The 19599-nt window shown below is 58.2% G+C and carries 15 protein-coding genes; 8 read left to right on the plus strand and 7 right to left on the minus strand.

Features of this window, described 5'->3' with window-relative positions; translation table 11 throughout:
* Positions 1-119: 119 nt before the first annotated feature.
* From MKR05_RS20150 to MKR05_RS20160, 3 genes are read left to right on the plus strand one after another with little or no spacing between them, the layout of a single operon-like run.
* A complete protein-coding gene (locus MKR05_RS20150; protein WP_044521927.1) occupies positions 120-1409 on the plus strand; it encodes an aromatic amino acid transport family protein in 1290 nt (429 codons plus the stop codon).
* A gap of 24 nt (positions 1410-1433) precedes the next feature.
* Positions 1434-2672, plus strand: coding sequence for a Zn-dependent hydrolase (locus tag MKR05_RS20155; RefSeq protein ID WP_178944652.1), 1239 nt, complete (start codon positions 1434-1436; stop codon positions 2670-2672).
* An 18-nt stretch (positions 2673-2690) separates the two neighbouring features.
* The gene (locus MKR05_RS20160) at positions 2691-3857 is read left to right on the plus strand and encodes a M20 aminoacylase family protein (protein WP_044521930.1); all 1167 of its coding nucleotides are present in this window, start codon (positions 2691-2693) and stop codon (positions 3855-3857) included.
* Positions 3858-3899: 42 nt separating this feature from the next.
* Here the strand turns inward: MKR05_RS20160 and pncB are convergent, their stop codons facing one another.
* A complete protein-coding gene (gene pncB / locus MKR05_RS20165; protein WP_032428717.1) occupies positions 3900-5102 on the minus strand; it encodes a nicotinate phosphoribosyltransferase in 1203 nt (400 codons plus the stop codon).
* Positions 5103-5428: 326 nt separating this feature from the next.
* Here pncB and pepN point away from each other — a divergent pair, with 326 nt between their 5' ends.
* Positions 5429-8044 carry an aminopeptidase N gene (gene pepN, locus MKR05_RS20170; RefSeq protein WP_117264709.1) on the plus strand — a complete coding sequence of 872 codons (2616 nt, stop codon included), beginning with the start codon at positions 5429-5431 and terminating at the stop codon, positions 8042-8044.
* A gap of 97 nt (positions 8045-8141) precedes the next feature.
* Here pepN and ssuB read toward each other — a convergent pair whose 3' ends face one another.
* The 5 genes from ssuB to ssuE are packed head-to-tail and all read right to left on the minus strand — an operon-like array spanning position 8142 to position 12386.
* Positions 8142-8915 carry an aliphatic sulfonates ABC transporter ATP-binding protein gene (gene ssuB / locus MKR05_RS20175; protein ID WP_023289039.1) on the minus strand — a complete coding sequence of 258 codons (774 nt, stop codon included), beginning with the start codon at positions 8913-8915 and terminating at the stop codon, positions 8142-8144.
* A complete protein-coding gene (gene ssuC / locus MKR05_RS20180; protein WP_284118578.1) occupies positions 8912-9703 on the minus strand; it encodes an aliphatic sulfonate ABC transporter permease SsuC in 792 nt (263 codons plus the stop codon). The genes ssuB and ssuC overlap by 4 nt, the downstream gene beginning before the upstream one ends.
* Before the next feature lie 10 nt (positions 9704-9713).
* A complete protein-coding gene (gene ssuD / locus MKR05_RS20185; protein ID WP_023289041.1) occupies positions 9714-10859 on the minus strand; it encodes an FMNH2-dependent alkanesulfonate monooxygenase in 1146 nt (381 codons plus the stop codon).
* Positions 10856-11818, minus strand: coding sequence for a sulfonate ABC transporter substrate-binding protein (locus MKR05_RS20190; protein WP_409254885.1), 963 nt, complete (start codon positions 11816-11818; stop codon positions 10856-10858). The genes ssuD and MKR05_RS20190 overlap by 4 nt, the downstream gene beginning before the upstream one ends.
* Complete coding sequence (gene ssuE, locus MKR05_RS20195) at positions 11811-12386, minus strand: NADPH-dependent FMN reductase (protein ID WP_004201416.1); 576 nt, start codon at positions 12384-12386, stop codon at positions 11811-11813. Before ssuE ends, MKR05_RS20190 begins: the two co-directional genes overlap by 8 nt.
* Before the next feature lie 248 nt (positions 12387-12634).
* Here ssuE and pyrD point away from each other — a divergent pair, with 248 nt between their 5' ends.
* Entirely contained in the window at positions 12635-13645 is a 1011-nt protein-coding gene (pyrD, locus tag MKR05_RS20200; RefSeq protein ID WP_004201417.1) for a quinone-dependent dihydroorotate dehydrogenase, read from the plus strand.
* Between the two features lie 169 nt (positions 13646-13814).
* A complete protein-coding gene (gene zapC, locus MKR05_RS20205) occupies positions 13815-14357 on the plus strand; it encodes a cell division protein ZapC (protein ID WP_023289043.1) in 543 nt (180 codons plus the stop codon).
* Here the strand turns inward: zapC and MKR05_RS20210 are convergent.
* On the minus strand, positions 14354-15463 hold the full coding sequence (locus MKR05_RS20210) for a YcbX family protein (RefSeq protein ID WP_048297176.1): 1110 nt from the start codon (positions 15461-15463) through the stop codon (positions 14354-14356). The two genes, zapC and MKR05_RS20210, sit on opposite strands and share 4 nt — an antisense overlap.
* A 99-nt stretch (positions 15464-15562) precedes the next feature.
* On the opposite strand from MKR05_RS20210, the gene rlmKL reads away from it, so the two are divergent.
* Positions 15563-17668 (plus strand): bifunctional 23S rRNA (guanine(2069)-N(7))-methyltransferase RlmK/23S rRNA (guanine(2445)-N(2))-methyltransferase RlmL, encoded by a 2106-nt coding sequence (rlmKL, locus tag MKR05_RS20215; protein ID WP_023289045.1) that lies wholly within the window; start codon positions 15563-15565, stop codon positions 17666-17668.
* A gap of 12 nt (positions 17669-17680) precedes the next feature.
* Positions 17681-19588 carry an ABC transporter ATP-binding protein gene (locus MKR05_RS20220; RefSeq protein ID WP_023289046.1) on the plus strand — a complete coding sequence of 636 codons (1908 nt, stop codon included), beginning with the start codon at positions 17681-17683 and terminating at the stop codon, positions 19586-19588.
* Positions 19589-19599: the final 11 nt, after the last annotated feature.

Here is a 19599-nt window from a genome sequence, read left to right on the forward strand (position 1 = left end):
CTATCGACAATAACAATGGGGCCATCTTACCTACCCTACGAGCCCTCGGTGTGACAAGCGTTCTGACTCATAACGAAAACATACGCGCTTTCGCGTCATGCACAGAGAGAACCTGACCGATGAATACTGAAAATATAATTATCAATAAAGGATGTTCCGATCCCGCAAAGTGGCATAGCGAAGATACCGTTTGGGTCCTTGGCCTTTTCGGTACCGCAATTGGCGCCGGGGTGCTGTTTCTGCCGATTAATGCCGGAATTGGCGGCTTCTGGCCGCTGTTGATTGTTTTTGTCCTCGCTTTTCCTATTACTTATCTGGCTCACCGCGGTCTGGCGAGATTCATTTACTCTTCCAATACGCCGGAAAGCAGTATTACCGATGTTATTGGCGAGCATTTTGGCGCGCTGGCGGGAAAAGTGTTTACCGTCATCTATTTCTTCGCCGTCTATACCATTCTGATTATGTATGCGGTGGCAATCACCAACACCGCGCAGAGCTTTATCACCCACCAGTTGGCAATGGCCGAGCCTCCCCGGTCGCTGGTGGCCATCGTTCTGATCCTCGGGCTGATGTTTATCGTCCGTTTTGGACAGCGTTTGATAATGCGGGTGATGAGCACCCTGGTTTATCCCTTTATTATCTCGCTTATTTTTATGGCACTTTTTCTGATTCCGCACTGGAACGGCGCAATTTTGCAAACCGCAAGCTTCAGCGCCACAGGCGATGGGCAGGGGATCATGTTATCCCTCTGGATGACCTTCCCGGTACTGGTGATGTCGTTTAACCACTATCCCATCATTTCGCCGATGGTGGTGCGCCAGAAGCAGCGTTACGGTCTGGCGTTCGCTGAGGGGAAATGCGCGCAGATCCAGCGCTACGGTATCCTGCTCATGACGGTGGTGGTGCTGTTTTTTGTTCTCAGCTGCGTGTTAAGCCTGTCGCCGCAGCAACTGGCGGAAGCCAAAGCCCAGAATCTGTCGATTTTGTCCTATCTGGCCAATCAGTACGATACACCGATTATTGCCTGGCTATCGCCGATTATCGCCTTTGTCGCTATTACTAAATCATTTCTTGGCCACTACATCGGCGCCTATGAATCGCTGCGCGACCTGATTCTGGAGGCCGCCGCCGCACGCGGGAAAAAACCTGGCATTCGCCTCGTCGACGCGGTCATCCTGGTGTTTATGGTGTTTACCTGCTGGTTCGCCGCGTACAAGAACCCCAGTATCCTCGGTATTATCGAATGCATCAGCGGTCCCACCGGGGCGGCAATTCTTCTGCTGTTGCCTATGTACGCCATTCATAAATTACCGGTGCTTGCCCCCTGGCGCGGTAAAGCGAGCAACGTTTTCGTCACCCTGATCGGGCTTATCACCGTCTCTGCCATTTTTTACGGCATGTTCCAATAACCACCATCACTAGCGAGATGTTTTATGAGTCATTTTCTGCAGATTAACGGCCAACGGCTTATCGATTCCCTGTATGCGCTTGGCGAATATGGTGCGCTGGAAGGCGGCGGCGTATGCCGCCTGGCAGCGACGGCCGAAGATAAAGCCGGCAGGGACTTTGTTGTAGCCCGCATGAAGGCCCTGGGCCTGAGTGTGTCTATTGATGCTATCGGTAATGTCACCGGTGTTTATCACGGCGAGGAGACGTTGCCGATGGTGATGATGGGGTCACATATCGATACCGTCGCTACCGGTGGGTTATACGATGGCAACTACGGCGTTATGGCCGGCCTTGAGGTGATTGCCACCCTTCAGGATGCCGGGATCCGCCCCCGACGACCGTTGGCGGTAACCTTCTTTACTAACGAGGAGGGGGTGCGATTTCAGCCCGATATGATGGGCAGCGTGGTGTTTGCCGGCGAGTATCCGTTGGCGCAGGCGCTCGCGGCAAAAGATCTCGACGGTATCACGCTCGATGAAGCGCTGCGTAACATTGGTTATAAGGGCGAACGTCAGCCGGGAGATATGGCGGTAGATAGCTACGTTGAGCTGCATATCGAACAGGGACCGATTCTTGATAAAGAGCAAATTGATATTGGCGTTGTTACCGGCGTACAGGGTATTTCGTGGCAGGAATTTACCCTGAGAGGCGTATCGAATCATGCGGGTACTACCCCAATGTCCATGAGACGCGATGCCGGGCTGGCGGCTGCGAAAATCGCTGTTTTTGCCCGTGAGCTGGCGCTAAGCCTTGGTGGTGATCAGGTAGCTACCGTTGGGCATTTCAGCGTGAAGCCTAATCTGATCAACGTCATTCCCAACCATGTCGTTATGTCAGTGGATCTTCGCAATACCGATAATGCGATCTTATGTCTGGCGGAGCAGCAACTGGCAGAATTTGTCGCAAAAACGTCGCAGGAAGAGGGCGTGGAGATAACCAGCCGCTCACTGGTGCGCTTTGAACCGGTCATTTTTGCCGATGAGATCGTCAATGCGGTGGAAGCCGAGGCGGAGCGTCAGGCGCTCAGTTACCGACGTTTGCCAAGCGGCGCTGGACACGATGCACAATTTATGGCGTCGGTATGTTCCGCCGGGATGATTTTTGTCCCCTGCGTTGATGGCATCAGTCACAACGTCAAAGAACACAGTGCGGCCAAAGACCTGATTGCTGGCGCCAATGTGCTGCTGCAGGTGGTTTTACAGCGCGCCCAGCGTATGGACTAATGTTTACAGGAGCAGAGAATGAATCAGCAACAGTTAAAGCAGCAGCTTATCGCCTGGCGTCACTATTTGCATGCCCATCCGGAAAGCGCCTTCGAGGAGCAGAATACTTCACGGTTTATTGCCGAAAAGCTCGAGGCCATGGGCATTGAGGTACACCGCGATATTGGCAAAACCGGGGTAGTGGGGAGATTGAAATGCGGCGATGGCAAGGGCGTTATCGCTATTCGTGCCGATATTGATGCCATTCAATTGACCGAACAGGGAGACCGGTCTTACCGCTCCATGACCGCCGATCGGATGCACGGCTGCGGGCATGATGGTCATACCTGCATTGCATTGGGCGCGGCGCAGTTGCTATTGCAGCGGCAGAATTTTAACGGCACGGTCATCTTTGTTTTTCAGCCTGCTGAGGAGCCTGGCTATGGCGCCAGAGCGATGATGGACGATGGCGTTATTGAACGCTTTGGCATTGAGGAAATCTACGGTCTGCATAATATGCCGGGTATGAAAGCCGGGACTATCGCCACGCGAGTCGGTGGCATTATGGCCAGTGAAGATAACTTTATTATTCGTATTCAAGGGCAGGGAGCGCATGCGGCGCGGCCGCATATGGCGAAAGATCCGCTGGTAATTGCGGCGGAAATCATCCTGGCTTTGCAGACAATTGTTTCGCGAAATGTTGATCCGAACGTGCCAGCGGTCATTTCCTGTACTGAACTGCACACCGATGGCATCCGCAATGCGATTCCGACGCATGTTGAAATCAAAGGGGATACGCGCAGCTTTGTACCGGAGGTGCAGATGCTGCTCGAAGAACGAATGCGTACCATTAGCGAAGCAATTTGCGCGATGCACGGTGCTAGGTGCCAGTTCAGCTATACCCATGAATTTGCGCCAACGGTGAACTGGCAGAAATGCGTTGATGTGGCGGTCACCGCTGCGATTAACGTGGTAGGGGCTGAGAAGGTGGACGGCAACGTCGCACAGATGATGATTTCGGAGGATTTTGGCGCTTTTCTGCAAAAAATCCCCGGCTGTTTCATCTTTTTAGGCAACGGCGATGGTTCAGATGCTCAGGGCAATACACCGTTGCATAATGCCTGCTACGACTTTAATGATGAGATATTGCTAACTGGCGCGGAGTATTTTGCCGAGGTCGTCAGAACCCGTCTGCCGCAGGAGTGATATTGATTGGCCCGATAGCAGAATGCCGTCGGGCCATGTTTTTTAGCTTGCCTTTTTAATCGGCGGCAGGTCGAACGCCTCGCGCAGGGCGCGGACGAAGGCCTTATCGTGGCAGATGGTTTTCCCCGGGCTGTCGGAGAGCTTCGCCACCGGCTTGCCGTTACATTCCACCAGCTTAATCACGATATTGAGCGGTTTAACCTGCGGCAGATCGCAGGTTAAACGGGTACCAATACCAAAGCTCAGCTTCACCCGCGAGGCGAAGTGGCGATACAGGTCGACGGCTTTCGCCAGGTCGAGATTATCGGAGAAGACCAGCACTTTGCTCAGCGGATCGATGCCCAGCTTCTGGTAATGGGCGATGGCTTTTTCACCCCATTCCACCGGGTCGCCGGAGTCGTGGCGCAAACCCTGATAGCGGGTGGCGAACTCCGGACCGAAATCGCGCAGGAACGCATCCATGGTGATGCAGTCGGTCAGCGCGATGCCCAGCTGGTCAGGATACTCTTCCAGCCAGGCGGCGAGGGCCGCCCGCTGGCTGCTGGCCAGGTTCGGGCTGATCTGCTGGTGGGCCTGGAACCACTCATGGGCCTGGGTGCCCATCGGGGTTAAGTTCAGACGGCGCGCCAGATCGTAGTTGCTGGTGCCGACAAACCAGGGCTCCTGCTGCAGGCGTTGCACAATGGCTTCCTGTACATCGCGTGAAAAACGACGGCGGGTGCCGAAATCCATCAGGCGGAAGGCGCTCATATCGAGGTCAGCGGTCATGGTGGCGAAGTCGCCTAGCTTATGCTCCAGCGCGTTTAGCGCTTGTTCAACGCCCATCTCGGGTGAACGGTAGCGATGGACCAGCTCGCTTATCACCGCCAGCAGGGGGACTTCCCACATGATGGCTTCCCGCCACGGGCCGGTGAGGCGAATGTTCAGCTTGCCGTTGTCATTGGCGACCGTGACCTGGCGCGGGTCATAGCGAAAATCGCGCAGCCAGTCGAGGTAATCCTGGCGAAAAAAGGGAAGGGTGGACAGCCAGCGATATTCATCATCCCGCAGCCTCAGATCGCGCATGGACTCCACCTGCTCGCGGATCGCGTCGGCATAAATGCCGAGCAGGTCGTCTCCACGGCAGCGAAACTCCGCCGCCACATGTACATCGCCGTAGCGGTGGAAGACAGCCTGCTGCATGTGCAGCTTGTAGGCATCCGTATCAAGCAGCGAATGCAGTACAGGAGAAGTGAATTGTGTCATGGTGCGCAGTAGCATCCTCTCACTGGAGCGTTCCATCGAAACCAACGCGGAAAAAGGAGGCGGAGTATACCTTTATTACCCGGCTCTGTCCCGCGATGGCGAGCGATGGCGACGCTGACGGTCATTTGCGAGGCCTAGTTTAATATATTGAACATGGATCACACCACAAGCTTTGCGTCGGGTCGAGGGCAATTCGTGCCGCGAGTGTTAACAAAATGTAGCGATTTTCGTGTTTCACGTTGAAAAGATGAAGATTCTGCATAGCGCGATTGACACAACAGGAATAGACTGGGACGACACTTTACCGAAGATGCTAAAGGTTTTTTATGACACAACAGCCCCAAGCCAAATACCGCCACGACTATCGTGCGCCGGAGTATCTGATTAGCGATATCGATTTGACCTTTGACCTGGATGCCGCAAAAACCGTTGTTACGGCCGAGAGCAAGGTCTCCCGCCATGCGGCTGCGTCTGATGTGCCATTGCGCCTGGACGGCGAAGATCTGACCCTGATTGCTCTGCAGGTGAACGGCCAGCCGTGGAGCGACTATAAAGAAGAAAACAATCAGCTGGTGATCGGCGGCTTGCCGGAGCATTTCACCCTGACCATCGTCAATGAGATCAGCCCGGCGGCGAACACCGCGCTGGAAGGTCTGTATCAGTCAGGCGAAGCGCTGTGCACCCAGTGTGAAGCGGAAGGTTTCCGCCATATCACCTGGTACCTGGACCGTCCGGATGTGCTGGCGCGCTTTACCACCAAAATTATCGCCGATAAAGCCAAATATCCGTTCCTGCTCTCCAACGGCAACCGGATGGCGGAAGGGGAACTGGAGAACGGTCGTCACTGGGTACAGTGGCAGGATCCCTTCCCGAAGCCGTGCTACCTGTTTGCGCTGGTGGCCGGTGATTTCGACGTCCTGCGCGACACTTTTACCACCCGCTCCGGGCGTGAAGTGGCGCTGGAATTGTACGTCGATCGCGGTAACCTCGACCGCGCGCCGTGGGCGATGACCTCGCTGAAAAACTCCATGAAATGGGATGAGGAGCGCTTTGGCCTCGAGTACGACCTCGACATCTATATGATTGTCGCCGTCGACTTCTTCAATATGGGAGCGATGGAAAACAAAGGGCTGAACGTCTTTAACTCCAAATATGTCCTGGCCCGCACCGACACCGCCACCGATAAAGACTACCTCGATATCGAGCGGGTGATTGGCCATGAGTATTTCCATAACTGGACCGGCAACCGCGTCACCTGTCGCGACTGGTTCCAGCTCAGCCTGAAAGAGGGGCTGACCGTGTTCCGCGATCAGGAGTTCAGTTCCGACCTCGGCTCGCGGGCGGTGAACCGCATTAACAACGTGCGCACCATGCGCGGGCTGCAGTTTGCCGAAGACGCCAGCCCGATGGCGCACCCGATCCGCCCGGATAGGGTTATCGAGATGAATAACTTCTATACCCTGACGGTCTATGAAAAGGGTGCCGAAGTGATCCGCATGCTGCACACGCTGCTGGGTGAAGAAAACTTCCAGAAAGGGATGCAGCTATATTTCGAACGTCATGACGGCAGCGCCGCCACCTGCGACGATTTCGTCCAGGCGATGGAAGATGCTTCTAACGTCGACCTGTCGCACTTCCGCCGCTGGTACAGCCAGTCCGGCACGCCGATTGTCACCGTCCACGACGACTATAACCCGGAAACCGAGCAGTATACGCTGACCATCAGCCAGCGCACGCCGCCGACCGCCGAGCAGGCTGAGAAACAGCCGCTGCATATTCCGTTTGCCATCGAGCTGTACGATAACGAAGGTAAGGTGATCCCCCTGCAGAAGGGCGGTCATCCGCTGTACCCGGTGCTTAATGTGACCCAGGCTGAGCAGACCTTCGTCTTTGATAATGTCTATTTCCAGCCGGTCCCGGCCCTGCTGTGCGAGTTTTCAGCACCGGTGAAACTGGAATACAAGTGGAGCGATCAGCAGCTGACCTTCCTGATGCGCCATGCGCGGAATGATTTCTCGCGCTGGGATGCGGCGCAGAGTCTGCTGGCGACCTACATCAAGCTGAACGTCAACCGTCATCAGCAGGGACAGCCGCTGTCGCTGCCGGTGCACGTGGCGGATGCCTTCCGCGCGATTCTGCTCGACGAGAAGATTGACCCGGCGCTGGCCGCCGAGATCTTAACCCTGCCGTCGGCCAACGAAATCGCCGAGATGTTCGCCATTATCGATCCTATCGCCATCGCCACCGTGCGCGAGGCGCTCACCCGCACCCTGGCGAACGAGCTGGCGGACGAATTCCTCGCGGTATATAACGCCAATAAGCTCGACAGCTACCGGGTGGAGCACGCCGATATCGGTAAGCGAGCCCTGCGCAATACCTGCCTGCGCTATCTGGCGTTCGCAGAGCCGACGCTGGGCGATAAGCTGGTGACGGCGCAGTATCACCAGGCGGATAACATGACCGACGCGCTGGCCGCGCTGTCGGCGGCGGTTGCCGCTGAGCTGCCGTGCCGCGATGCGCTGATGCAGGAGTATGACGATAAATGGCATCAGGACGGCCTGGTGATGGACAAGTGGTTTATCCTGCAGTCCACCAGTCCGGCGGCCAATGTGGTCGAAACGGTACGCGGTCTGCTGAACCATCGTTCGTTCAGCATGAGCAACCCGAACCGCGTGCGGTCGCTCATCGGCGCTTTCGCCAGCAGCAACCCGGCGGCGTTCCATGCTGAAGACGGCAGCGGCTACCAGTTCCTGGTGGAGATGCTGACCGAGCTTAACCAGCGCAACCCGCAGGTCGCATCGCGACTGATTGAGCCGTTGATTCGTCTGAAGCGTTATGATGAGAAACGCCAGGCGCTGATGCGCGCCGCGCTGGAGCAACTGAAGGGGCTGAAGGATCTCTCCGGCGATCTGTACGAGAAAATCAGTAAGGCGCTGGCGTAACGGTGGCAAAATCCCCGGTTGCGCTCTCGCTTACCGGGGCTACAGCGCTGTGCGATTTGGTAGCCCGGCCGAGCGAAGCGCGGGCCGGGGACGTTAGTTAGCCATGACTAAACAAACGCGGTGCGCTCTCGCTCTTGCCGCGTTTCATCACCCGATCCAGCACCTCCGCCTCCAGCTCGGCCAGCTTCGCCGAACCGGTGCGCCGCGGTCGCGGAATATCCACGTTCAAATCGAGACCGATCTTCTTCTCTTCAATCAACAGCACCCGGTCGGCCATCGCCACGGCTTCGCTGACGTCGTGGGTCACCAGCAGGACCGTAAAGCCATGCTCCTGCCACAGGGAGACGATCAGCTCCTGCATCTCCAGACGGGTGAGGGCGTCCAGCGCCCCCAGCGGCTCGTCCAGCAGCAGCAGGCGCGGGCGATGGATCAGCGCGCGGGCCAGCGCAACGCGCTGCTTCTGCCCGCCCGACAGCGCCGCCGGCCACTCCTGCGCGCGGCTCTCGAGTCCGACGCTGGCCAACGCCTGCAGGGCGGCGTCGCGCCAGGCGCCTTTTAACCCCAGCCCCACGTTATCAATCACCGTTTTCCACGGCAGCAGGCGCGCATCCTGAAACATCATCCGGGTGTCGTCCTGGATCGCCGCCAGCGGCGTCGCGCCTGCCAGCAGCTCGCCGGCATTCGGCTTTTCCAGGCCCGCCAGCAGGCGCAGCAGGGTGCTTTTGCCGCCGCCGCTGCGGCCCACCACCGCCACAAACTGGCCGCTGGGGATATGCAGATCCAGCTCGTTAAGAATGGTGTTGTCGCCATAGCGTTTAGTCACCCCGTTCAGCAGCAGCGGGATACCTGGGTTCAGACGGGCAGTGTTCATGCGTTAGCCTCCTGAAGATGATACGCCGGGTTCCAGCGCAGCCAGAGCCGCTCCAGCAGCTGGGCGCTGACGTCGGCCAGTTTGCCAAGAATGGCGTAAAGAATGATGGCGACCACCATCACGTCGGTTTGCAGAAATTCACGCGCATTCATCGCCAGGTAGCCGATACCGGCGTTCGCCGAGATGGTTTCGGCGACAATAAGCGTCAGCCACATCAGACCGAGTGCAAAACGCACGCCGACCATAATCGAGGGCAGGGCGCCGGGTAAAATCACGTGACGGAAAAGAGCAAAGCCGGATAAACCATAGCTGCGCGCCATCTCCACCAGCCCACGGTCGATATTGCGGATCCCGTGCCAGGTATTGATATAGATCGGAAACAGGGTGCCCAGCGATACGAGGAAGATCTTGGCGGTCTCATCGATGCCGAACCACAAGATCACCAGTGGGATCAGCGCCAGGTGCGGCACATTGCGCAGCATCTGGATCGACGTGTCCAGCAGGCGCTCGCCCCAGCGTGACAGACCGCTGATCAGGCCGAGCACCAGTCCAATGGAGCCGCCGATGGCGAAGCCGACCAGCGCCCGCCACGAGCTAATGGCCAGATGCTGCCACAGCTCACCGCTGGCCGAGAGCGTCCAGAACGCTTTCAAAACGCCCTCCGGCGAGGGCAGCACCCGCGTCGACAGCCAGCCGACGGACGACGCCAGCTGCCAGACAATGACCGTTCCCACCGGCAGCAGCCAGGGGGCGAGGCGTAATAACAGGGGATGGGTTGATTTTGCCATCAGTGCCTCCTCAGCTCTGCGCCACTTTACGCGGGATAAACTCGTTGGCGACGGCTTCCCCCTGCAGACGCAGGTTGTGCGGCTGCGGAACAGATGGCACCGCGACGTCGAGCAGCGGGAACAGCAGCTCGCCGACCCGATACGCCTCTTCCAGATGCGGATAGCCGGAGAAGATAAAGCTATCGATACCCAGCGCGGCGTATTCATTGATCCGTTCGGCAACGGTAGCGGCATCGCCCACCAGCGCGGTTCCGGCGCCGCCGCGCGCCAAACCGACGCCAGCCCACAGGTTGGGGCTGATTTCCAGCTTATCGCGTCGACCGTTGTGCAGCGCCGCCATCCGCTGCTGGCCGACGGAGTCGGTTCTGGCGAAGGCCGCCTGGGCGCGGGCGATAGTCTCATCATCCAGATGGGAGATAAGGCTGTCCGCCGCCTGCCAGGCTTCCTCATTGGTTTCCCGCACGATCACGTGCAGGCGGATGCCAAAACGCACCCGGCGACCGTGTCGGGCGGCTTTCTCCCGCACCTGAGCTATCTTCTCTGCCACCTGGGCTGGCGGTTCGCCCCAGGTAAGATAGAGATCGACCTGCTCAGCGGCCAGATCCTGCGCCACCTCAGACGATCCGCCGAAATAGAGCGGCGGACGCGGCTGCTGGAGCGGCGGGAACAGCAGTTTGGCGTCGCGAACGCGCTGATGCTTGCCGTTAAAGGTGACAGTCTCCCCCTCCATCAGCTTGCGCCAGATATGGGTAAATTCAGCCGAGGCCTCATAGCGCTCGGTGTGGTCGAGGAAGACACCGTCGCCTGCCAGCTCGGCGGGATCGCTGCCGGTGACCAGATTGAACAGCGCCCGGCCGTTCGACAGTCGGTCCAGGGTCGCCGCCTGGCGCGCGGCCACCGTCGGCGACACCACGCTTGGCCTCAGGGCGACAAGAAATTTCAGCCGCTGCGTTACCGGGATCATCGAGGCCGCAACCAGCCAGGCATCTTCACATGAGCGCCCGGTCGGGATCAGTACGCCGGTGAATCCCAGCCGATCCGCCGTCTGCGCGATTTGCTGCAGATAGCCGTAATCGACCGGACGGGCTCCCTCTTCGGTACCCAGATAACGACCATCACCATGGGTCGGTAAAAACCAGAACATATTCAGACTCATGATTTCGCTCCTTGTGCGGCGGCGGGCTGCCAGATGCGGGCCCGGATATCAACTTTTTTCGGCACCAGCTTGTTCTCATAGAACAGGTCGGCCGTCTGCTGCTGGCGAGCGGCGGTTTCAGCGCTCACCGGGGTAACCGAGGTGGGGGGACGATGGTCCAGGTAGCTGGCGATCACCGCTTCCGGTAATCCCATCGTTTTTGCCAGCAGCGTAATGCTTTGCGCACGCTGGCTATGGGTCAGGGCATCGGCCTGGGTAAAGGTATCGAGTACGCCCTCAATAAAGGCGCCATTACGTTCAGCGTAAGGGCGGGAAGCGAGATAGAAGGATCCCGTCTGTTTCAGGTCGGTTCCGTCGGTCAGCACCCGGGCGCCGCCCTGCAGCAGCGCGGAGGAGTAATACGGATCCCAGATCGCCCAGGCGTCGACATTGCCCTGCTGGAAGGCGGCGCGCGCATCGGCGGGGGCGAGATAGACCGGCTGAATGTCGCTAAACTTCAAACCTGCGAGCTGCAGGGCGCGCAGCAGCAGATTGTGGGAGCTGGAGCCTTTCTGAAAAGCGACCTTTTTCCCTTTTAGCTCAGCCACGTTATGAATCGGGCTGCCCTGCGCCACCAGAATCACTTCCGCTTTGGGCTTTGGCGGTTCCGAACCGATATACACCAGATCGGCGCCGGCCGCCTGCGCAAAAATAGGCGGAATGTCGCCAGTGCTGCCAATATCGATGCTGCCGACGTTCAGCGCCTCCAGCATCTGCGGACCGGCCGGGAATTCAATCCACGAAATATGGGTTTGCGGGTAGCGCTGCTCCAGCAGCTGATGGCTTTTCGCCAGCACCATGCTGACGCTGCCTTTCTGATAGCCGATGCGCAGGGCGTCAGGCGCCGCCGGGGCGGCGTGGCCCAGGGCGGAGAACAGCAGCAGCCCGCCGAGGGTCAGAGCGCGGAGAGGATTAAGCATGTTCCACCCCACGCAGAGAGGTTAACGACGGGGCGCGGCTGCTGGGGCGATGCAGCGCCTGCCAGAAGGTCTCCAGGGCTTCATCGAGGCGCCGCTGCAGGTTCGGGGTGAACTGCGGCTTGTGCTGGTAATCGGTCACCTGGCTGTCGTCGGCGAAGACGCCATGGAGGATCTCCTGAGCCTTGAGGGCATTCAGCACCGGCTTCAGGGCGTAGTCCACCGCCAGCATGTGGGCGATGGTGCCGCCGGTGGCCAGCGGCAGCACGATTTTGCCCTCCAGCGCCCGCTCAGGAAGCAGGTCGAGCAGCGTTTTCAGGGCGCCGGAAAACGAGGCTTTATACACCGGCGTGGCGATGATCAGTCCGTCAGCCCCGGCCAGCTGCTCATTGAGCGTCTGCAGCGCCGGATTGTCAAAGCGAGCGTACAGGAGGTCTTCCGGGGCAAAGTTCTGCAGATGCCAGTGGCAGACTTCGATATCGGCGGCGGTGAGCGTCTCTCTGGCGTATTCCAGCAGGGCGCTGGAACGGGAAGGGTAACGCGGGCTGCCCGCAAGCGTAATGACGCGCATCTCTCTCTCCTTATAACTAAATGTTTGCATTTATCTATAATTGATAACATTTGTAGTGAGTGTGACAGAGGGCCATTCTTTCCCTAAATGATTTATCCACCGTTAGATAGCCGAAAAGCGCATAACGGCGCGCGGGGAGGTAATCGTTTGCGCTGATGGGGGATTTTTTGTCGCAGGTCAATTCCCTTTCCGCAACAGATCGCACATAATACGCCCCCGGTTTGCACACCGGGAATCCAGGAGAGTTCATGTACTACCCCTTCGTTCGTAAAGCCCTTTTTCAGCTCGATCCTGAGCGCGCTCATGAAGTTACCTTTCAACAATTACGCCGTGTCACCGGGACGCCGCTGGAAATACTGGTTCGCCAGAAGGTGCCGGCCAGGCCTGTCACCTGCATGGGGCTGACCTTTAAAAACCCGCTGGGTCTGGCGGCCGGGCTGGATAAAAACGGGGAATGCATTGACGCGCTGGGCGCGATGGGTTTTGGATCCATTGAGATCGGCACCGTGACGCCGCGTCCGCAGCCGGGCAACGATAAGCCAAGGATCTTCCGTCTGGTGGATGCCGAGGGGTTGATCAATCGCATGGGCTTTAATAACCATGGCGTCGATAACCTGGTTGAGAACGTGAAAAAGGCGCATTTTGACGGCGTGCTGGGCATCAATATCGGCAAAAATAAAGACACGCCGGTTGAGCACGGGAAAGATGATTATCTGATTTGTATGGAAAAAGTCTATCCCTATGCCGGCTATATCGCCATTAATATCTCCTCGCCGAATACCCCGGGGCTGCGCACGCTGCAATACGGCGAAGCGCTCGATGATTTACTCTCCGGTATTAAAAATAAGCAGCTTGAGCTGCAGCAGAAGCATCAAAAATATGTTCCGGTCGCCGTGAAGATCGCGCCGGATCTTTTGCCTGAGGAATTGATCCAGGTTGCCGATAGCCTCGTGCGTCATAATATTGATGGCGTGATTGCCACCAATACCACCCTCGATCGTTCTCTGGTTCAGGGAATGAAACATTGCGATGAGACCGGCGGACTTAGCGGTCGTCCATTACAATTAAAAAGTACCGAAATTATCCGTATGCTCTCCGCTGAGCTCAATGGCCGCTTGCCTATCATTGGCGTGGGCGGTATTGATTCCGTGATTGCCGCGCGGGAAAAAATGGCCGCCGGAGCATCGCTGGTGCAGATCTATTCCGGATTTATTTTTAAAGGTCCGCCGCTGATTAAAGAAATTGTTACCCACATCTAATCTTTTCCTCCTCTGAATCCCACCCAGGGCTTTATTTCCGGCCCTGGTTGTTTTATATTCCCTCACTGTTGCTTATTTAAACATTTTAGACTTTTCTTAATTTTAGAAAATATTCTGCGGCAAGTCGCAACAACTTTGCAGAGGCGTATGAAAGGGGACAGGGGGAAAAATGCGGATTAAACCTGACGATAACTGGCGTTGGTATTACGATGAAGAGCACGACCGCATGATGCTCGATCTGGCCAATGGCATGTTATTTCGCTCGCGCTTCGCCCGGCGCATGCTGACCCCGGACGCTTTTGCCCCATCGGGATTCTGCGTCGATGACGCCGCGCTCTATTTCTCCTTTGAAGAAAAATGCCGCGATTTCGAGTTGTCGAAAGAGCAGCGGGCGGAATTAGTCCTCAACGCATTAACCGCGATCCGTTTTCTCAAACCGCAGATGCCGAAAAGCTGGCACTTCGTCGCCCATCCCCACCACTGGCAGCCGAGCGGCGGCGACGCGGCCTGCGTCTGGCTGAGCGATACCGGCGAGCAGGTCAATTTGCTGGTGGTGGAGCCGGGCGATAACGCCGCGCTTTGTCTGCTGGCCCAGCCGGGTCTCACGCTTGCCGGCCGCGTTATGCAGCTGGGCGATGTGATTAAAATCATGAACGACAGGCTGCAGCCGGCGCAAAGCGCGGTCAGTTACAGCCTGGGGCAGGCGGTTTAAGGCGCAAGGCGCAGGGCCGTTTTCGGCACGCAGCTGCAGGCGAGAATGGTGCCATCTCCGGCGACCGCATTTTTCTTTAACGGACTCACTTCCCCCTCTTCAAGACGGATGCGGCAGCTGCCGCAGATCCCCGCCCGACACGAGTAGGGTACGCGAATGCCCTGTTGCTCCAGTTGTTCCAGCAGCACCTGCTGGTTATTGCCGGTAAATTGTTGACCCTGCCATTCAATGGCAACCGTGGCCTGCTGCTGCGCCTCGGGAGCCGGGGTATCGTCGCTTTCGCCGGCGCCGTAGGCTTTCGCCGGGCCGCGGGCGAGGATTTCCACTTCATCCCCCACCCGGATCACGCCGCTGTTACGGGCAATCAGGTTCTGACCAAAGTCGACATCGCCATTATCCTGCGCGGTGCGGAAGCGCTTTAAGGTTTCCAGCGGCTCTCCGCTGGGATGCTTCTGCCCGCGCTCCGGACTGACGGTGGTAAAAATGCAGCGGCTGCACGGCTTGGCGACGTCAAATACCACCTCGCCGACGCGGATCACTTTCCAGCTGTCTTCATCCCAGGCCGCCGCGCCGGTGACCACGAGATTAGGCCGAAACTGTTCTATGCTTACGCTTGCCGGGCAGCGCTGCTGCAGGTCGCGCAGCGAGGCCTCGTTAGCCAGCAGGTAAGGGTAGCCGTCGGCGAAGGAGAGCGGTATCGCATCGTGGCGCTTCACCCGGCGGGTTAACTGTGGCCCCAGCCAGCGCAGCTGGACATCGCGATTGAAAAAGCCGCTGAGCCACTGATTAACGGCGGCGGGCGCGATAAGGGCGGTAAAATGGTTGCCCCAGACTTCTGTCGGCTCGGCCTGAGGGGCGAAATCGTTAAAACGCACCACGGCGCTGCTGCCGTCCGGTGCGGTCAGGTGAAGGCCATCATGCAGCGGCGCCGGAATAAATTTCACCATTTGCGGAAACTGACGGGCGGTAATAAAGGTGCCGTCGGTTTCGGTGACCATAAACAGGCGATCGAAGGCCAGGCCGCTGATATCGGCAAAGGCGTGGGTCAGGCCCATGCCGCGCATGGATTTAACGGGATGAATAAAAAGACGCGAGAGCGTTACCATACGCTGCCTCCGGGTTCCAAAAATAAGCCTATAACTTTATGACATAGGGCACATATTGGCTATAATGCGCACCAATTTTCTTTAAGTAAAAGTGACGATATGAATTCTCTGTTTGCCAGTACGGCTCGTGGGCTGGAAGAGCTGTTAAAAACTGAACTGGAAGGGCTTGGCGCGACGGACTGCCAGGTAGTCCAGGGCGGGGTCCATTTTCAGGGGGATACGCGCCTGCTGTATCAAAGCCTGATGTGGAGCCGGCTGGCTTCGCGCATCATGCTGCCGCTGGGCGAGTGTCGCGTATACAGCGATCTGGATCTGTACCTCGGCGTACAGGCCATTCCGTGGACGGAGATGTTCAACCCTGGCGCCACCTTCGCGGTGCATTTTAGCGGTCTCAATGAGGAGATCCGCAACAGCCAGTACGGTGCGCTGAAGGTCAAAGACGCCATTGTCGACAGCTTCACCCGTAAGAACCTGCCTCGCCCGAACGTCGATCGTGAGTCGCCCGATCTGCGGATCAACGTCTGGCTGAACAAAGAGACGGCGCACATCTCGCTGGATCTGAGCGGCGAAGGCCTGCACCTGCGCGGCTACCGCGATGGCACCGGTATGGCGCCGATCAAAGAAAACCTCGCGGCGGCGATCGTGATGCGCTCCGGCTGGGTGCCGGGCACCCCGCTGCTCGATCCGATGTGCGGCTCCGGTACCCTGCTGATTGAGGCGGCGATGCTGGCGACCGACCGCGCGCCGGGCCTGCACCGCGGCCACTGGGGCTTTGGCGGCTGGGCGCAGCACGACGACGCCATCTGGAAAGAAGTGAAAGCGGAAGCGCAAACGCGCGCCCGTCAGGGGCTGGCGGCATATGGGTCACGCTTCTATGGCTCCGATGTCGACGAACGCGTCATTGACCGCGCCCGTCGCAACGCCCGTCGGGCCGGCATCGGCGAGCTGATCGATTTTGAAGTCAAAGACGTCGCCCAGCTGAATAATCCGCTACCGAAAGGCCCGTACGGCACCGTGATCAGCAACCCGCCGTACGGCGAGCGTCTGGAAAGCGAGCCGGCGCTGATCGCCCTGCACAGCCTGCTGGGCCGGATCATGAAAAGTCAGTTTGGCGGCTGGAACCTGTCGGTGTTCAGCGCCTCGCCGGAGCTGTTAAGCTGCCTGCAGCTGCGCGCCGACAAACAGTTTAAAGCCAAGAACGGCCCGCTGGACTGCGTACAGAAGAATTATCACCTGGCGGAGAGCGAAGGCGGCAAGCCGGCGATGCTGGCGGAAGATTTTGCTAACCGTCTGCGTAAGAACCTGAAGAAGTTTGAAAAGTGGGCCCGTCAGGAAGGCATTGAATGCTATCGCCTGTACGATGCTGACCTGCCGGAATACAACGTGGCCATCGACCGCTACGCCGACTGGGTGGTGGTCCAGGAATATGCCCCGCCGAAAACCGTCGATGCGCACAAAGCGCGCCAGCGCCTGTTCGATATTATCGCCGCGACCATCGCCGTACTGGACATGGCGCCTAACAAGCTGGTGCTGAAGACCCGCGAGCGGCAGAAGGGGAAAAACCAGTACCAGAAGATGGCGGAGAAGGGCGACTTTATCGAGGTGCAGGAGTACAACGCGCGCCTGTGGGTCAACCTCACCGACTACCTGGATACCGGTCTGTTCCTCGACCACCGTATCGCCCGCCGTATGCTCGGCCAGATGAGCAAAGGCAAGGACTTCCTGAACCTGTTCTCCTATACCGGCAGCGCCAGCGTCCACGCCGGTCTCGGCGGCGCGCGCTCCACCACCACGGTGGATATGTCGCGCACCTACCTGGAGTGGGCGGAACGCAACCTGCGTCTCAATGGCCTGACCGGCCGCGCGCATCGCCTGATGCAGGCGGACGTGCTGGGCTGGCTGCGGGAGAGCACCGAGCAGTTCGATCTGATCTTTATCGATCCGCCGACCTTCTCCAACTCCAAACGAATGGAAGATGCTTTCGACGTCCAGCGCGATCACATTCGCCTGATGACCGATCTGAAACGTCTGCTGCGTAAAGGCGGCACCATTATGTTCTCGAATAACAAACGCGGTTTCCGTATGGATCATGACGGGCTGGCGGCGCTTGGCCTGAAGGCGCAAGAAATTTCGCAAAAAACGCTGTCGCAGGATTTTGCCCGCAACCGTCAGATCCACAACTGCTGGCTGATTACCGCAGCCTGAAAGGAATAAAGAATGTCACTGATTAGTATGCACGGCGCCTGGCTTTCCTTCAGCGATGCGCCGCTGCTGGATAATGCCGAGCTGCATATCGAAGATAACGAGCGCGTCTGCCTCGTCGGACGCAACGGCGCCGGTAAATCGACCCTGATGAAGATCCTCAACCGCGAGCAGGGGCTGGATGACGGGCGCATTATTTATGAACAGGATCTGATTGTGGCGCGTCTGCAGCAGGATCCGCCGCGCAATGTCGCCGGTACGGTGTACGATTTTGTCGCGGAAGGCATCGCCGAGCAGGCGGCCTACCTGAAGGCCTATCATGACGTGTCGCATCAGGTCATGACCGATCCGAGTGACAAAAATTTAAATGAACTGGCGCGCCTGCAGGAGCAGCTCGATAACCTGGGGCTGTGGCAGCTGGACAGCCGCATTAACGAAGTGATTGAGCAGCTTGGTCTCGACGCCAACGCGCAGCTGGCATCCCTGTCCGGTGGCTGGCTGCGTAAAGCGGCGCTGGGCCGCGCGCTGGTCAGCGGGCCGCGCGTGCTGCTGCTCGATGAACCCACCAACCACCTGGATATCGAAACCATCGACTGGCTGGAAGGGTTCCTCAAAACCTTTAAAGGCACCATTATCTTTATTTCGCACGACCGCTCCTTTATCCGCAATATGGCGACGCGCATCGTCGACCTCGATCGCGGCAAGCTGGTGACCTACCCGGGCGATTACGATCAGTATCTGCTGGATAAAGAGGAAGCCCTGCGGGTTGAAGAGCTGCAGAATGCGGAATTCGACCGCAAGCTGGCCCAGGAAGAGGTATGGATCCGCCAGGGGATCAAAGCGCGCCGCACGCGTAACGAAGGCCGCGTTCGCGCCCTGAAGGCGATGCGTCGCGAGCGCGGAGAGCGCCGGGAAGTGATGGGCAGTGCCAGAATGCAGGTTGAAGAGGCTTCGCGCTCCGGCAAAATCGTGTTCGAAATGGAGAACGTCAACTACCAGGTTGATGGCAAAGTGCTGGTGAAAGATTTCTCCGCGCAGATCCAGCGTGGCGACAAGATTGCCCTGATTGGCCCCAACGGCTGTGGGAAAACCACGCTGCTGAAGCTGATGCTTGGCCAGCTGCAGGCCGACAGCGGGCGGATCCACGTCGGTACTAAACTGGAAGTCGCCTACTTCGACCAGCACCGCGCAGAGCTGGATCCGGATCGGACGGTGATGGATAACCTCGCGGAAGGTAAGCAAGAGGTGATGGTTAACGGTAAGCCGCGCCATGTGCTGGGCTACCTGCAGGACTTCCTGTTCCATCCAAAACGGGCGATGACCCCGGTGCGCGCGCTCTCCGGTGGGGAACGTAACCGCCTGCTGCTGGCGCGGCTGTTCCTGAAACCCAGCAACTTATTGATTCTCGATGAACCGACAAACGACCTGGATGTCGAAACGCTGGAGCTGCTGGAAGAGCTGATCGATGGCTATCAGGGCACCGTGATGCTGGTAAGCCACGATCGTCAGTTCGTGGATAACACCGTAACCGAATGCTGGATCTTCGAAGGCGGCGGTCGCATCGGCCAGTACATCGGCGGCTATCACGATGCCCGCGGCCAGCAGGCCCAGTCGTTGGCGCAGAAGCAGCCGGCAGCGAAAAAAACGATGGAAGTCGCTCAGCCAAAAGCAGAAACTGTCAAACGCGGTGGGAACAAACTAAGCTATAACCTGCAGCGCGAGCTGGAACAGCTGCCGCAGAAGCTGGAAGCTCTCGAGGCCGAACTGCAGACGCTGCAGGAACAGGTTGCCGATCCCGACTTCTTTGGACAACCGCACGATCGCACGCAGCAGGTGCTGGCTAAGCTGGCCGAAGCGGAACAGGCGCTGGAAGCAGCCTTTGAACGCTGGGAATATCTCGAAGGATTAAAGAACGGCGCCTGAGCCGAGGAGTT

It is taken from the genome of Klebsiella sp. K5-204 (assembly GCF_030128585.1).
GTDB classification, from domain to species: Bacteria; Pseudomonadota; Gammaproteobacteria; order Enterobacterales; family Enterobacteriaceae; genus Klebsiella; species Klebsiella quasipneumoniae.

Excerpts from the sequence above, each read along its gene's own strand:
- MKR05_RS20155 (WP_178944652.1), top strand. The coding sequence starts at position 1,434 with ATGAGTCATTTTCTGCAGATTAACGGCCAACGGCTTATCGATTCCCTG.
- rlmKL (WP_023289045.1), top strand. The coding sequence starts at position 15,563 with ATGAATTCTCTGTTTGCCAGTACGGCTCGTGGGCTGGAAGAGCTGTTA.
- pepN (WP_117264709.1), top strand. The coding sequence starts at position 5,429 with ATGACACAACAGCCCCAAGCCAAATACCGCCACGACTATCGTGCGCCG.
- ssuC (WP_284118578.1), bottom strand. The coding sequence starts at position 9,703 with ATGGCAAAATCAACCCATCCCCTGTTATTACGCCTCGCCCCCTGGCTG.
- MKR05_RS20160 (WP_044521930.1), top strand. The coding sequence starts at position 2,691 with ATGAATCAGCAACAGTTAAAGCAGCAGCTTATCGCCTGGCGTCACTAT.
- ssuB (WP_023289039.1), bottom strand. The coding sequence starts at position 8,915 with ATGAACACTGCCCGTCTGAACCCAGGTATCCCGCTGCTGCTGAACGGG.
- ssuD (WP_023289041.1), bottom strand. The coding sequence starts at position 10,859 with ATGAGTCTGAATATGTTCTGGTTTTTACCGACCCATGGTGATGGTCGT.
- MKR05_RS20150 (WP_044521927.1), top strand. The coding sequence starts at position 120 with ATGAATACTGAAAATATAATTATCAATAAAGGATGTTCCGATCCCGCA.
- zapC (WP_023289043.1), top strand. The coding sequence starts at position 13,815 with ATGCGGATTAAACCTGACGATAACTGGCGTTGGTATTACGATGAAGAG.
- ssuE (WP_004201416.1), bottom strand. The coding sequence starts at position 12,386 with ATGCGCGTCATTACGCTTGCGGGCAGCCCGCGTTACCCTTCCCGTTCC.
- MKR05_RS20210 (WP_048297176.1), bottom strand. The coding sequence starts at position 15,463 with ATGGTAACGCTCTCGCGTCTTTTTATTCATCCCGTTAAATCCATGCGC.
- MKR05_RS20190 (WP_409254885.1), bottom strand. The coding sequence starts at position 11,818 with ATGCTTAATCCTCTCCGCGCTCTGACCCTCGGCGGGCTGCTGCTGTTC.
- pyrD (WP_004201417.1), top strand. The coding sequence starts at position 12,635 with ATGTACTACCCCTTCGTTCGTAAAGCCCTTTTTCAGCTCGATCCTGAG.
- MKR05_RS20220 (WP_023289046.1), top strand. The coding sequence starts at position 17,681 with ATGTCACTGATTAGTATGCACGGCGCCTGGCTTTCCTTCAGCGATGCG.
- pncB (WP_032428717.1), bottom strand. The coding sequence starts at position 5,102 with ATGACACAATTCACTTCTCCTGTACTGCATTCGCTGCTTGATACGGAT.